This window comes from Chitinophaga sp. CF418, assembly GCF_900142925.1.
GTDB lineage: Bacteria > Bacteroidota > Bacteroidia > Chitinophagales > Chitinophagaceae > Chitinophaga.
The window spans coordinates 210,128-225,564 of the sequence record NZ_FRCN01000005.1 but is presented as its reverse complement, the minus strand read 5'-3'; the positions used below and the strand labels follow the sequence as shown (position 1 = coordinate 225,564).

General features: G+C 45.5%; 11 protein-coding genes. 1 reads left to right on the top strand and 10 read right to left on the bottom strand.

The features are described 5' to 3' along the window. Position 1: 1 nt before the first annotated feature. The 10 genes from F3I09_RS13265 to F3I09_RS13220 all read right to left on the bottom strand — a co-directional run bounded on the left by F3I09_RS13265 (position 2) and on the right by F3I09_RS13220 (position 9,197). Positions 2-952: a GNAT family N-acetyltransferase gene (locus F3I09_RS13265; RefSeq protein ID WP_149695510.1), complete on the bottom strand. Its 951-nt coding sequence runs from the start codon at positions 950-952 to the stop codon at positions 2-4. Between the two features lie 240 nt (positions 953-1,192). Further along, positions 1,193-1,627 carry a MauE/DoxX family redox-associated membrane protein gene (locus F3I09_RS13260; protein ID WP_149695509.1) on the bottom strand — a complete coding sequence of 145 codons (435 nt, stop codon included), beginning with the start codon at positions 1,625-1,627 and terminating at the stop codon, positions 1,193-1,195. Between the two features lie 94 nt (positions 1,628-1,721). Further along, complete coding sequence (locus tag F3I09_RS13255; protein WP_149695508.1) at positions 1,722-3,320, bottom strand: MFS transporter; 1,599 nt, start codon at positions 3,318-3,320, stop codon at positions 1,722-1,724. A gap of 4 nt (positions 3,321-3,324) precedes the next feature. Further along, positions 3,325-4,368, bottom strand: a complete 1,044-nt coding sequence (locus F3I09_RS13250) for an HlyD family secretion protein (protein ID WP_223233228.1) — start codon at positions 4,366-4,368, stop codon at positions 3,325-3,327. Between the two features lie 36 nt (positions 4,369-4,404). Beyond that, positions 4,405-5,730, bottom strand: a complete 1,326-nt coding sequence (locus F3I09_RS13245; protein ID WP_149695507.1) for a TolC family protein — start codon at positions 5,728-5,730, stop codon at positions 4,405-4,407. Between the two features lie 17 nt (positions 5,731-5,747). After that, positions 5,748-6,377: a TetR/AcrR family transcriptional regulator gene (locus F3I09_RS13240; RefSeq protein WP_149695506.1), complete on the bottom strand. Its 630-nt coding sequence runs from the start codon at positions 6,375-6,377 to the stop codon at positions 5,748-5,750. Positions 6,378-6,521: 144 nt separating this feature from the next. Then, the gene (locus F3I09_RS13235; RefSeq protein WP_149695505.1) at positions 6,522-7,400 is read right to left on the bottom strand and encodes an AraC family transcriptional regulator; all 879 of its coding nucleotides are present in this window, start codon (positions 7,398-7,400) and stop codon (positions 6,522-6,524) included. Positions 7,401-7,462: 62 nt separating this feature from the next. Continuing rightward, the gene (locus tag F3I09_RS13230) at positions 7,463-8,035 is read right to left on the bottom strand and encodes a hypothetical protein (protein WP_149695504.1); all 573 of its coding nucleotides are present in this window, start codon (positions 8,033-8,035) and stop codon (positions 7,463-7,465) included. 14 nt (positions 8,036-8,049) lie between these two features. After that, on the bottom strand, positions 8,050-8,439 hold the full coding sequence (locus F3I09_RS13225; RefSeq protein ID WP_149695503.1) for a hypothetical protein: 390 nt from the start codon (positions 8,437-8,439) through the stop codon (positions 8,050-8,052). Between the two features lie 146 nt (positions 8,440-8,585). Continuing rightward, positions 8,586-9,197 (bottom strand): response regulator transcription factor, encoded by a 612-nt coding sequence (locus F3I09_RS13220; protein ID WP_149695502.1) that lies wholly within the window; start codon positions 9,195-9,197, stop codon positions 8,586-8,588. A gap of 500 nt (positions 9,198-9,697) precedes the next feature. Between F3I09_RS13220 and F3I09_RS13215 the strand changes: the two genes are divergently transcribed. Further along, positions 9,698-15,437 (top strand): S-layer family protein (locus tag F3I09_RS13215; RefSeq protein ID WP_188133794.1); only part of this gene is annotated, 5,740 nt, incomplete at its 3' end.

Sequence of the window (15,437 nt, the reverse complement as noted above, 5' to 3'; positions counted from 1 at the left end):
TTCACAACACCCGTTCCATCTGTATATTACACCGTTCGTACGGCGAAGGATGTCCCACTATCTTTTCAAACCCTAATTTATAATACAGATTAATAGCAGGTTTCAGAACCGTATTGCTTTCCAGGTATATTTTCTTTGCGCCCAATGATCTCGCTTTTTCAAGTATAGCGCTGCCCAGCAGCCAGCCGATGCTTTTACCCTGAGCAGCAGGAGATACGGCCATTTTAGCCAGCTCGTAGTCGTATTCAGCGTCTTTCATTTTAATGAGAGCGCATACACCCATAGGCACATCATTATACAAAGCAATAAGGATATGTCCGCCGTTGTCCAGTATGTATCCCTGCGGATTGTCGAGGGCTTTATAATCAGCTTCTTCCATCTTGAAATAGGTAGAGATCCATTCCACATTCAGGTCTTTGAATGCCTGCTGATAGGCCGGTGTATAATCGACGATCTTCACCTTCCGGCTCTCTCTTTCTTTTTTCTGTTCCTGCACCCAGCGCAGAAGGCTCTTCTCTTCCAGCAGGAATTCCCATTCTGCAATGGCTTTCCACAGGTCGTGCCTGGTATTGGCAGAAATGGCTTCTATGGCGTTTCTGACATCAGTATATTGTTCCTCTATTTTACCGGTGATCTCTTTGCCTTTGGCAGAAAGACTAACCATGTTTCTGCGCCCATCTGTTTTATCTTTTTTCTCTCTCACCAGGCCCTTCTCCACCATCTCACTAATGATTTTACTCACAGAGGGGTGGGAGTGTCCGATCTCTTTGGCAATAGCGGTGATGGTCATCGCTTCGCCCCGCGACAGTACATAGAATACAGGAAACCATTTCGGGTTCATATCTATGCCATACATATTGTAGATCTGAGCGGCATCTTCCGTTATTTTTTCCGTTAATAAGCGCAGCCTGCTCCCTACGGCAAACTTGCCCACAGTATCAAAAAAGCTCATGGTAAGACGGTTTATGTAGTTAATTATGTAACTGGTTACGCAAATATAGAAATATTCTGAAAAAAAGCAGGACTATTTTCATTTTTAACAAAAAACAGTGGAAGGATTTTAGGAGGATTTTGCCTGGCAGGCCGGAGGAAGACGGTGGATGATATCAGGGACAATGTATTAAGCAAAAAAGCCTGCCCTGATACTATAGCAGCATAAGGCAGGCTGTAACTAAACAAGAGAATTATCCGGTTATTTCAGATTATCAATGCTCCATTTGTATTTATTGATGGATCCCAGCAATGCAGCTGCTCCTGCTGATGTCCATACGGAATAGGAAAGTGGTGGTTTAACACCCATTGCAACAGTCATGCTTAATGCAAAGATTACCATTAACAGGCATGTACCCCATGATGCCAGTTTGATCTTATATCCAATCAGGAACATCACAGCAAAGATAACCTCCAGCGCTGTTGCCAGGATCGCCAGGATGTTGCCAACCTGAGGAGATACATAAAAGTTTAGTTTGTTGGAATAGGCCAGGAAATGCTCCCAATCGCCCCAGGCTACATTCGGTGCTCCCGGAGGTCCCCATATTCCCAGTCTGTCTGCTACAGCGGATAAGAGCGTTACGGCGAAAGCAAGCCTCAGAAACAGCTGTGAAAAGTTAATGGTATTGGTATTCATGGTGTTAATAATTTGAGGAACTAAAGATCGATGTTATTGTAGCTGAAAATCTTGTTCTGGATTAAGAAATATTTCCCCCGATATATTCCGGTGCTCACTTTAAGGCGGGCACGTTTTTAAGATGGATCAGGGAACGGAAGGCTTTACTAACGTATGGCCCGATTATCAGGAGTAGCAATACCGTTACCGAAACAACGAACATGAGCTTGAATACATACATATTTGTCATTAACTGGGACTGTACTATAAGCGCTCTGTTGATATTGGTATGGGCCAGGGCATTTGCCTGATCTGCACTGAAGCCTTTGGAGCGGAACAATTGTACAAACTGATTGAACCTTTGTGAAAAGTTGTCATTCATATCGGTAATGTTACGCAGGAATTTTTCCCTGTTCAACTGGTTAAAGTACAACTGCAGCGTGTAAAATCCGGCGGTGCTATTCAAGCCGGTGATAAACCTTGATATCGTAGCAAGGCTGATGCCGGTAAACCCTGTAAACGCCGGTAAGCCGGATACGGTGTAAACAATGACTGGCACAAAAAGGAAACCTGACGCCGCTCCCTGGAAGAAGACCGGCCAGCTGAGATCTGAGAATGTTATATCCGGAGTAAAGGTGAAATACATCCAGATGTGATAAATAGCCAGGGAAGTTAATCCCAGGATAAACAGCACACGGAAAGGAACTTTCCTGCTAAGCATCAATATTGCTACGATCGTGGAGATGAGTACAGCTGAAAAGTTAAACGCTGCCAGCCACATAATTTTATAAGTGTCCCATTTCAGAACAGTTGCACAATATCCGTAGATCAGGTTAATGCTATCTTTTGCACCAAAGTACACTACCAGTAAAAGGAGACCGGTAATGAACTGTTTTGATTTAAGTACTGCCGGATGGAGATATGGCCTTTTCAGCGTTGTCTGGCGGTAATACAGTATCCCGATGCTTATCACCGCGATGAAGGCTGACAACATTATACGCTGGTCTGTAAACCAGTAGTATTTAGGTCCATAGATAAAAGTATATGCCAGGCTGATACCGGTAGATAGCATCGTCACAAATCCGAACCAGTCTATCTGATACAGCGGGTATCTTTTCATCCCGCTTGCGGGCTTCAGCAGCAGCAGCACAATGAGAAGGGCAAAGACCTGGAAGGCTATCAGGTATTTGTAGATATTAGGCCAGTCATAATTGTCCGTGACCCAGGCGCTCAATATGCCTATTATGAACGAATTGGCCAGGATAGTGGTATAAAATATGGTGGAACCGATCGCAGTAGCTTTGGCAGGAGGGAGGCTGGCAAAATACAACGTCAGAACCGACCCTGCTATACAGGCCACTACAATACCTGTCATCAGCCGCAGGCCCATAAAGACAAAGATATCTGTTGTGTACATACTGGCTATGCTGAGCAGCATACCGGCAATGATAATGAAGATCATATAGGACCTTCTTTCAAAGTAACGCAGAAACCTGAACTGAATGGGTAGAATGGCCAGAATGCCTACATAGGTCAGCTGCAGGGACAGGCTGACGTCTTCCGGCTGCGCACCGAAGTGACTTATCACATAGTTCTGGTTAAGGGCATAGAGCCCGAATTGGACAATGCCAGAGAGAAGAACGAGGAAGAGGCCTATCCAGAGAATCCCTTTTCTGTTTTTTACCCAAGGTTTGAAAAAGTCCGGTGCGTTCATGATGCTATTTTTTAACGATAATGACTGCATTCATACCAACTTTAACATCGGCAAGGGAGGTATCAGTAAATGCTATTTTTACAGGGATGCGTTGAGTGATCTTTACGAAGTTGCCCGTTGAATTATCGGGAGGTAACAGCGAAAATTTAGCGCCGGTACTGGGGGAGACAGATGTTATCCTTCCTTTGAACACCCTGCCAGGAATGGCGTCAATCTGTATATCCACGGATTTACCTTCACGCATGGCTGATAGCTGTGTTTCCTTAAAATTGGCGGTGATCCACTTGCTGTTTTCATTTACGATAGAAACCAGTGGCTGCCCGGCCTGGATCTGCTGTCCTTCCTGTATCACTTTTCTACCCAGGCGTCCGCTATATGGAGCAGTGATCACTGTATATCCAAGATTGATGCGGGCAAAGTCCAGTTGTGTTTCTTTTCTTTTCCGGTCTGCAGCCAGCAGGCTTTTTCTGCTTTTCAGTTCATCGATTTTTGAATAGCTGGTTTTGAGGGTATTGTTGGCAGCGTTGAATTCACTCATTGCCACATCATACCGTGCCTTTACCTGTTCGTATTCCTGTCCGGTAGCTGCTTCTTCCTTCACCAGGTTCTCATATCTTTTGATATCCTGCTGCTGTTGCCATAGTCTGGCCTGTGCAGAAGAGATCTGATCTTTGTTGATATAAGTACCTGATTGCGCCGCCGAGATACTGGCATCCAGTACAAGCTGTTGCGCGTATGAATCCTGTAAGGCGGCTTCGGCTTCCTGTACCTTGTTCCTGTATTCCCTGTCGTCCAGGATCACCAGGGTGTCACCCTTGTTTACCCATTGGTTCTCTTCAAACAATATCTGCTGAATGTAACCTGCTGCTCTTGCTGACACCGGGTTGATATATGCTTCTACCTGTGCATCGTTGGTTTCTTCAAAATGCCGTGTTCTGTTGAACATTTTATAGAAGTAGATAAGGGCGATGAGAATAATGATGAGTGCTATGCTGGTCATTATCATCTGGCTGATGCGGGAGCTGGTTTTATTGGTTGCCTGTGACATATAGTAAAAGGTTTAAGAATGAGTAAAGGATGCTGATCAGAGCTTACCGCTTGTGTACAGCAATCTGTAGTAAAAGGCCAGTGCGTCTGTCTGGGATTTAATAAGATTATATTTTGATTCCAGGTACAGATTGTCTGCGTCCAGCAGGTCTGTCAGCAATGCGAGCTGATTGAAGTACTTGGCACTGACGATCCTGTAGTTGGCGCTGGCTTGTTCTATAGATGATTCGGCAACAGTTATCCTGTTAAGCGATTCACCGTATTTGATATAAAGCGCGTTGGCTTCCTGGTCTACATCATCCCTGATAGCTGATTCCTGGGTCTGTAATGCATTCAGACGAAGCTTTGCGGCTTTTTCCTTGTTCTTATTATGATATAATGAAGAGAGGCTATATTGTGCCTTTACACCTATAAATCCGACTGAATATGCCTGATCTACCGGTGGAAACACAAGGTTATTGGGATAGTTCACGCCGTAGGCGGAATATAACTGCAGAGTAGGCAGATAAGCACCTTTGATAGCTTTGATCCTGTTTTCCTGCAATTTCAGCTGCTGTTGAGATCTCAGTATTGCATAGGAGGTTTCCCGGGCGCTGTTGACAAGATCTCTGAGTGAGGCAGTTCCCGGCTTTTCGCCATTAACCGTATCCGTTGGAATAATTTGTGTATGCCGCGGCAGGTCCAGTAATACATCCAGCCTGGAGATAGCAATGGCAAGATCGTTTTCATTCTGTTCACGGCTGAGTCGCTGATTGTCCAGGATGAGCTGTGCTCTTAACAGGTCACTTCTTGTTACTTTCTGGTTGCGGAAGAGTGTTTCTATATTTTTAACACGTGTTTCTGCACGTTTTATCTGTTCAATGATAACAGTATCCTGTTCCTGCAAACGGATGATGTTAAGATAAGCTGATATGGCCTGGAGGAATATATTACCGGACAGGTCGAGTGTATTCAGGGAGGCAAGGTCTTTTCTGATCTGTTGTTCCCTGATTGCAGCATTCTGTCTGCCCCCGGCAAATATGGTGACAGCAGATTCCACTCCGAGGGCTGCGCTGTTTGGAGTTGGAGGGCGCTTGATGCTATGTCCGTCGGACAGTCCGCCGTCGTAAAGGGTAACTTTACTGAATCGCTGGTAACTGCTGTTTATGTTTACCAGCGGAAGTTTGCTGAGTTGTGCATCCCTCAGATCTGCATCCACTGCGTCTTGTTCCGTTTGTGCAATATTGATCTGCCTGTTTTTTTGCTTTGCCAGTTCCAATACATCGCGCAAAGAGACTTTATAGACGGAGTCCTGTGCAAATAAAGGTAAAGACAGAAGAACCGCCGGCAGGAACGTAAGCACTTGTTTAATTATACTTTTCATGGTAATTGATGCTTTTATTATGGCTGTTGTGACAAGGAAGTACGGGGCGAACAGAGTTGATGACTGATGAAGTTTTTAATGCGGTCAGCAATCTTTTCTTCTGTTATCTCTTCCAGGTTGAGCAGTTCGCTTGCAAGTGGCGATCTGCCAATGATCTGATGCAACAGATGGAATAATGTCATCAAAAAAAGGTCTGCGTCAATGTTGCGGAATTCATTGCTGACAATACCATCTTTTATTACCTCCCTGAATATATTGCTGCTTGCTTTGGCATAGTCCAGGATTGCCATCTTGAAGGAGTGGTTCCGGAAGGAAAATATCTCACTGTTCAGAATACGGTAGAAATAAAAATTGTCCCTGATACCGGCAATGTAAACTGTTATGTAACTAAGCAACTTTTCAAAGCTGCCAGCTGTTGTATTTACCCGCAATACGCTGAGCCTGTCTGTCAGCAGGCGAAATCTCAGTTCAAAAATAGATTTGTACAGATGCTCTTTGGACTCAAAATGATAATAGATGAGGGCTGGATTGACCCCTGCTTTGGCAGCGATATCTCTTACGGTGGTTCCCTCGTAACCATTTTCCGCGAACATCACTTCTGCCGTGAGGAGAAGTAAGTCCTTAATATGATTTTTCTGCTCTTTCATGATCTCTGATTGTCAAAACAAAGGTCATATAGAATGAGACGCAGGGGAAGGGCGGAAACACGGAGTTATTCGTCGTTTTTACGGTTGACAGGACAGATTGGTTGCTTTTTCCGTTATTCTGGTCTGATAAGGAGGAAATGTTGTTCAGGTGAGGGAATTCCGGTAGGTGAGCGGTGACATGCCGGTATTTACCTTGAAAAATTTACCGAAGACGGACTGGTCGGAGAAATTGAGCAGGTCACTTATCTGGGAAATGGTCAGGTCTTTCCGCTGTAGCAATACCTTGGCTTCAAGGATAAGGGTCTGGTCTATCCATTCTCCTGCGGTTCTGCCGGTTTGTTCTTTTATGACCTCAGAGAGGTATTTGGGCGTTACATTCAGCTGGGATGCATAGAACCGCACAGCGTGTTGCTGTAAGACCTCTTTCGACAGCAGGTTCTTAAAATTAGCTAACAGGGGATGCGTTCTGGAGGAAGTGCCCGGGTTGGCTTCTTTTAAGCGGGCGGCAGCGGCATCTGTTTCACAGAGCAACACATTCAGGTAACTTCTGACAATGCTTTCTGTATGAGGATGCGCTTCGTGGATGGTTGCTCCCAGGAGGTCATAGATGGCGGAAAATCGCTGCACCTGTTCCGCTGACAAGGGAATTATATGTGAATCATCATTCTCGAAAAAGCCATACTTCAGGAGGTAAAAAATATCGGACTGGTTTTCCAGGAAGAAACTTTCCTTGAAAAAGATCAGGTCCAGCCGGGGATTATTCTCCACCTTATGGATGCTACGTATGATGTGTGGCCCTATCGTAAGCAGGGAGGGACCGGTAATGATGCCGGTACTCAACCCGGCTGTGACGCTTAGCTGTCCTTGTTTCAGAAATGCAATGGCATATGTATCTGTTCTGAAAGGCTCTTCGGTAGATGGCGTGTAATTTTCTTCCCCGATGAAAAGAAAATCATCACGTCTGTCTGCCAGCGAAAAGATGCCGGACAGTTTCGATATATTATATATTGATATAGCCTTCATTCCCGATCATATGGTGAATGAGGCAAGTTAACTAAAAATGTTATTGTATTCGGCTGACAGCCTTAATTGCTGGCTATCAGTGCTGCGACGAGTGCTCCTATTACTGCACCGCCGATACCGAATTTCAGGGCCCTGGAATTCCGCTTTCTGCGTTCTTCCTCCAGCATTTTACGGGAGTCTGCCAGCAGCTTTTGTGTTTCCACCAGGCTGGTAGTCGCTTTATCCAGGGAAGATGAGATGCCCTGCAGACTTGTGCTGGTTTTGTCCATGAAAGCGAGAGAGCTGCCGGACAGCGAATCAAACTGCTGTTTCAGTTGCTGATAATAAATCTCTTTCTGTTTCAGCATGGTGTCCTGCTGGCGGATCATATTTTCATAGCTATCCATGATACCCGTAAAGGAGCTGTTGCCCTGGCGGGTTTTATCATAGAATTTTTTGTAGATGCTGAAAGTGGTTTTATTCAGTATAAATGCAGTGTCGCAATGAATGAGCAGTGTGTCGCCTCTGTAAATGCTGTAGATGCTGGTACCTGAACTGTCTTTGAAAGTTTTGAGGCGGTCCTGTGCATATCCCTGTGTGGCGGCTAGGCAGAAGAATATTGCAAGCAACAGCTTGGGCAAGGTGAATGGTTTCATATGTAAATGTCAGTTTACAGGGGTTTAACGTCAAAAGGAGGAAGACTGTCTGTGGCCTTCAGTTCTTCTTTAAAGTTCTCCACTTTTTCATTTAGTTCTTTAAGTGTCTCTTTTAATTTGACATTCGACTTCGCTTCCTCTATTTCTTTTTTGGTGTTTAAAATAGAAACATTGGCCTGGATGTTCTTGATGTAGTACTTGAACTTGTCAACGTCTCCCTGCAGGGAATCCAGTCTTGCGCGGGAAGCATTGATGTAAATAAGCGCGGTGTCAATATTTCTCTGAGAGGCTTCGATGTTCTTCTGGATCTGTTTTAACTGGCTTTTCTCAAAGAAGGTAATGAGGGCGTTGATACACGTGAGTGCAAGTACAACGTAGATAATAATACGAAATGACTTGTCCATTTGGAAACCGGGTGTTTGGGGCTATTAATAATAGTATATATACGCAGCTGGCAGGATAGCTGGCTTATAAAGTTAAAAATAATATTCAAATGATAAAAATTTAATTTATCAGCCTGGAAAGCCCGCCAGTTGTGTTGTTTAATGTGCTATACTGCTCTCCGCGCGCCGTAGATATTGATCTTTTCCAGCAATTCTACTATTGAATTGATTTCCAGTTTCTTAAAAATGCGGGTCTTGTAAGTGCTTACTGTTGTGAGTTGCAGTTCCATTTTCGCTGCAATTTTCAGTAAGGGAAGGCCTTTTATCAACAGGTTCATGACCTCTATTTCCCGGGAAGAAAGTTGTGATAAAGGATTGGAGGATGAGGGTACGTATAGCGGCATTTCTTTTTCCTCTTTCAGCAGGGAAGAGAGGGTCAGTTGTATTTCCTCTTCTGTGGAGTTTTTGGACAGATAGCCATCTGCTTCCTCGTATAGTGAATCTATGATCACTGCTTTTTCACTACGGGAGGAAAAGAGCAATATCCTGGTGGCAGGAGATTGTTTTCTGATCATATTCATCATTGACTGAGTATCAATACCCGGAAAATGTCTGCTCAGGACAAGTAGGTTAAAAGTCTGTGTTTTCATAGCTGCTATGACATCATCTGCGGTTTGCACCATTAGTACGGTAACGGGCGCGGGCAACATGGTAATGATCTCAGAAAGGCCATCACGCATGATCGAGGGCTCATGGGCAATAAGGATATAGTTCATCATTAACGGATAAATAGGTATATGGTTACGTGGCCTTCAAGGCATATAAAGCAAAGTTATAATATTTTATTATGTAATGTCAATCGACAGGTTGTAGTAATTGTACTACAAGTATGTCAAATATTTACTATGCATGAATGAGGGATGGTAGACTACTTTTGTGGCGCAAAATTAACCTGATTCGTATAGGTGTTTTGTTTAGTGGTTGAAAATGCTATAAGATACTATAAGATACAGATACTATTAAGATACTATGTTGTTGATAAGAATCCTGAAAAAAGACCCGAAACTGTGACTAAGGACCCTGTGAATTAATGAGAAAAAAGCTGGCTGTAACATGTAAAGGAAACCACCAGGTGCCCTAATGGGGACTCCATGCTATTTCTATCGCAACACATTATTCTTACGAACATATTTGCATGACAAGGACCTTGTCTTGTTGGGACGATTATGTCCGTGCGGGATACTTTTCCGCCGGAATATTTATTACTTATTCAATATTTATGAATAGACTCTACAAAGCGACGTTTTCCCTTTTATTCATCATGTCCGGCTTGCTGACAAGCCACCGGGGCTATGCGGAAGGTTCGAAGGACCTTTACCCCAGCGGCATAGCAGGTGGTCGGGCGTTCCTTGTCTCTACAACAGGAACAAAGGCCGGATGGACCCTGACCAACAAGGGGGTACATTATGCTTATCTCAAGGTGGGTGAAACCCTGGGCGCAGCCAGCAGTGCGCAGGGGATAGGATCAGGGCAGATCATCCTGACTGCGCCTGATGGAACCGTATACTCTTCGACGGTAGGTAGTAGTACTGTAGGTAAGATAGCCAATCGCACCCAGGAGCTACAGGGACCATGGGTGGGTTATACGCCTTTTTCACAGGTAGCTGGCGCAGGACAGGCGGGATTGTGGAAGATAGAACTGGTATCCACTAATCCTCCTGCTACTATTACAGAAGGTGCGGGTGCTAATGCAGCCGCAGATGCGGCATGGACCCAAAATGCTGCAAGCAGCGCTATCGCGGCCTGGGATATTTCCGTGAGAAATGCAGGTGGAACGATTATACCGGGAAGGGTGTATACGAATGTACTCAATATGTATGTAGACTACGGTAACTATCGCGGTGTTATTTATGTGTTGACAAAAGATGGATATGTTTATAAAGTAAATAATAACGGATCAAGCGGTATCGGTTTTGTGGCCTTTGTAAACAACAAAGGGCTTACTGCAAATGCTACTGATGCCGGTGAACCTATTTATAAAAGTGTTGCCGGAACGGCTCCGGGAACGGACTTTAATATATGGGACCCCAGATCGGATGATGGTACATTTAGTATAACGCAAAAAATGTTCTATAATGTACCGGCTACCGACATGCCGGCTACCGCCAATATGCCCGGAGGTAAAACAACCTGGCTGAGAGGCGCGAAGATCATACCTACGGTGGCCAATATCAGTGTGGATGGTGTGGAAGGTACTTCCGGACAGGTGAGCAAGAAGGGCGCTTATATCAGGTTTAATGCCAGTGTAGGCGGTACTTACCGTATCTCTCTGGTAGGAAGCGGTTCCTTTGTGACCAGGCAGATAACCGGAACAGCCGTTGCAGGTGACAACAGCATCTTCTGGGATGGGAAGGACGGCGCGGGTGTAACTCCTGCATTGGGTACAGCTTCAGTTACCGCCAATATACAACTGCAGGGAGCTGAAATACATTTTCCTTTCATTGACGTGGAAAATAACCCTAATGGCCTTATCATAGAACAATTAAATGATGATAATACCGTAAAGAGTGATGTGGTGTACTGGGATGATGCTTCTTTCGCTAACGCAACAGGCGCCAGTAGCCCAAAGTCTAATGGGAACAGTGGCAGCGGTATTTCCAGTAATACAAACGGACACAAATGGAGTGCCGACTTTGGGAATGTGAGAGCAATGGATACCTGGACCTATATCCTTGGTGATTTAGCGTCCAAGAATACCACTCTTAACATTGTGGAAGCTGATCTTGCCATTCAGAGTATTGCCCCTGCAACGCCAACTACCCAGGTTGCTGTGGGTAAAACCGTTACCTATAAAGTTGTTGTTGTCAATAACGGTCCAAGCGACGTGACCGGCGCGCCTTTTACCATTAAAGTGCCTGCCGGTTTTACAATTGCGGACCTGTCAGCAGTAACTGCCAACACAAGCTGTGGTACTGTGAGGAATGCTGCGCTCGATGGTGCGGGTAATTATACCGCACTGGTCGACTTACCTAACGGCTGTATTATTACCTTCAGCTTTACAGGTACTGCTGCTCCTTCTCTGGCGGGAGGCAACATTAATATAGAAGCCAGCATCATGCGTCCAAAAGACGTGACCGATCCGGATGCAACCAACCCGGATGCCGCTGTTCCGCCTACCGATCCACACGTGGAATGTAAGAATGGCGGTACTACCGAGAACTGTAATAATATTAAATATAACAGTGGTGTTGCTGTTGTTGCCAGTGCAGATATTGTGGTAGTAAAGACAACACAGGACGCCACAAAGACGACCTATAGCCCCGGTGAAACAGTGAACTATGTGATCACTGTAAAAAATAATGGTCCCAGTACAGCCACAAATGTTCATGTAACAGATGCTGCTCCGGCTGGTACTACTATCAGCGCCTGGGTTGCGACAGCCACCGGCGCTGTTGCCTTACCTCATACCAATGGCGTTGGCGATATCAACGAGACAATTGCCAGTATACCGGCAGGAGAGGAGGTGACCTATATAGTACAGATAAAATTACCTGCTGCTTATAACAGTGGATTGAGCAATACAGCTTCGGCTTCCAGCCCTGTACTGGATGAAACGCCTGGCAACAATACCAGCACAACCACGCCAATCACACTGGAACCGGGAGCAGATATTGCTACTGTGAAAGTAGTACAGGATGCTGCAAAGACTACCTATGTTCCGGGAGAGGATGTGATCTATACAATCACTGTTACCAACAATGGTCCCGGTGATGCGACAGATGTGAACGTAAAGGATATGGCTCCTTCAGGCACTACTATTAAGGAATGGGCTGCCAGCGTAATTGCAGGAACTGTATCTCCAATAATAACCAGTGGTACGGGAGATATTGACAACGTCATTAACAGTATGTCGAATGGAGCAGTGGTGCAATATGTAGTGACGCTCAGTGTACCCGCCGACCGCACCGGTAACCTGAGCAATACTGCTGCAGTAACTACTGCAAGTCGTGACGATGTGCCAGGAAATAACAACAGTACTTCAGGTGTATTGACACCGGCTCCTAAAGCTGATATATCTGTAGTTAAAACTACTTCCACCGTATCATTCGCACCTGGCGAGGATGTGACTTATACTATTGTTGTATCTAACAATGGGCCAAGTGATGCACAGAACGTAAGAGTACAGGACGTAGCACCAGGCGGTACAACTATCAGCGCATGGACTGCTGCTGTAACTAATGGTACTGTAACATTGCCTGCCAGCAGTGGCACTGGTAACCTGGACCAGATTATTGCAAACCTGCCGAATGCTGCAGAAGTAACCTATACAGTTACTGTGTCAACACCGGCAGCTTTTGCAGGTATGCTGAGCAATACTGCTACCGCAACCAGCCCGACAACCGATGATACACCTGGTAATAATACCAGTACTACAACAGGTATCAATCCTGTACCTAAAGCAGATGTATCTGTCGTTAAAACAACAACAGCTACTGGCTTTACTCCAGGTCAGGATGTGGTATATACTATCACAGTGACCAACAACGGTCCAAGTGATGCGAAGAATGTAAATGTGAACGACGTAGCACCGGCTGGTACAACAATCAGTGCGTGGACAGCGACAGTAACAACAGGTACAGTTACCCTGCCTAATACCAGTGGTACTGGTAACCTGAATGAGACAATCGCGACCTTACCAAATGGGGCTGTAGTGACTTATGCAGTGACTGTAGATGTGCCAGCCTCCTTCACCGCTACAATCAGCAATACTGCTACTGTAACGACGAGTACACAGGATGATGATCAGACAGATAACAGCAGCAGCACACCTGCTATTACCCCTGCGGCTATCGCTGATATCGTTACCGTGAAGAAACTGAAAGATGCGAGCCAGACTACTTTTGTACCAGGCCAGGATGTAGTATATGTGATCACTGTAACCAACAACGGTCCAAGTGATGCAAAGACTGTCAATGTGAATGATGTTGCCCCTGTGGGTACAACTATCAGCGCCTGGACAGCCACTGTGACAACCGGTACGGTTACCCTGCCTAACACCAGCGGTACCGGTAACCTGAACGAGACAATTGCAACTTTCCCTGATGGAGCAGTAGTGACTTATGAAGTAACCGTGAAAACTCCTGCTTCTTTCTCCGGTAGCCTGAGCAACACAGCTGTTGTAACAAGCACTACAACGGATCCTACTCCGGGTAACAACAATAATACCTCTTCTTCTACAACACCAACACCTAAAGCAGATGTATCTGTCGTTAAAACAACAACAGCTACTGGCTTTACTCCAGGTCAGGATGTGGTATATACCATCACTGTGACCAACAACGGTCCAAGTGATGCGAAGAATGTAAATGTGAACGACGTAGCACCTGCTGGTACAACAATCAGTGCGTGGACAGCGGCTGTAACAACAGGTACTGTTACCCTGCCTAACGCAAGTGGTAGCGGTAACCTGAATGAGACAATCGCGACCTTACCAAATGGCGCTGTAGTGACTTATGCAGTGACTGTAGATGTGCCAGCCTCTTTCACCGCTACCATCAGCAATACCGCTACTGTGACGACAAGTACCCAGGATGATGACCTGACGGATAATAGCAGCACTACACCTGCTATCACCCCTGCGGCTATCGCTGATATCGTTACTGTGAAGAAACTGAAAGATGCGAGCCAGACGACCTTTATACCTGGTCAGGATGTGGTGTATACCATTACTGTAACCAACAACGGTCCAAGTGATGCGAAGAATGTCAATGTGAATGATGTTGCACCTGCTGGTACAACAATCAGTGCCTGGACAGCGGCTGTGACAACAGGTACAGTTACCCTGCCTAACACCAGCGGTACCGGTAACCTGAACGAGACAATTGCAACTTTCCCTGATGGAGCAGTAGTGACTTATGAAGTAACCGTGAAAACTCCTGCTTCCTTCTCCGGTAGCCTGAATAACACCGCGGTTGTAACAAGTACTACAACGGATCCTACTCCGGGTAATAACAATAATACCTCTTCTTCTACAACACCAACACCTAAAGCCGATGTATCTGTCGTTAAGACAACAACAGCTACTGGCTTTACGCCTGGTCAGGATGTGGTGTATACCATTACTGTAAGCAACAACGGTCCAAGTGATGCGAAGACTGTAAATGTGAACGACGTAGCACCGGCTGGTACAACAATCAGTGCGTGGACAGCGACAGTAACAACCGGTACAGTTACCCTGCCTAATGCCAGCGGTGCCGGTAATCTGAATGAGACTATCGCGACCTTACCAAATGGGGCGGTAGTGACTTATGTAGTGACTGTAGATGTGCCAGCCTCCTTCACCGCTACTATCAGCAATACTGCTACCGTAACGACTACAACTCAGGATGATGACCTGACAGATAATAGCAGCACTACACCTGCTATCACCCCTGCGGCTATCGCTGATATCGTTACTGTGAAGAAACTGAAAGATGCGAGCCAGACGACCTTTATACCTGGTCAGGATGTGGTGTATACCATTACTGTAACCAACAACGGTCCAAGTGATGCGAAGACTGTCAATGTGAATGATGTTGCACCTGCTGGTACAACAATCAGTGCCTGGACAGCCACTGTGACAACAGGTACAGTTACCCTGCCTAACACCAGCGGTACCGGTAACCTGAATGAGACAATTGCAACTTTCCCTGATGGAGCAGTAGTGACTTATGAAGTAACCGTGAAAACTCCAGCTTCCTTCTCCGGTAGCCTGAGTAACACAGCTGTAGTAACAAGCACTACAACGGATCCTACACCTGGTAACAACAATAATACCTCTTCTTCTACAACACCAACACCTAAAGCCGATGTATCTGTCGTTAAAACAACAACAGCTACTGGCTTTACGCCTGGTCAGGATGTGGTGTATACCATTACTGTAAGCAACAACGGTCCAAGTGATGCGAAGAATGTAAATGTGAACGACGTAGCACCGGCTGGTACAACAATCAGTGCGTGGACAGCGACAGTAACAACAG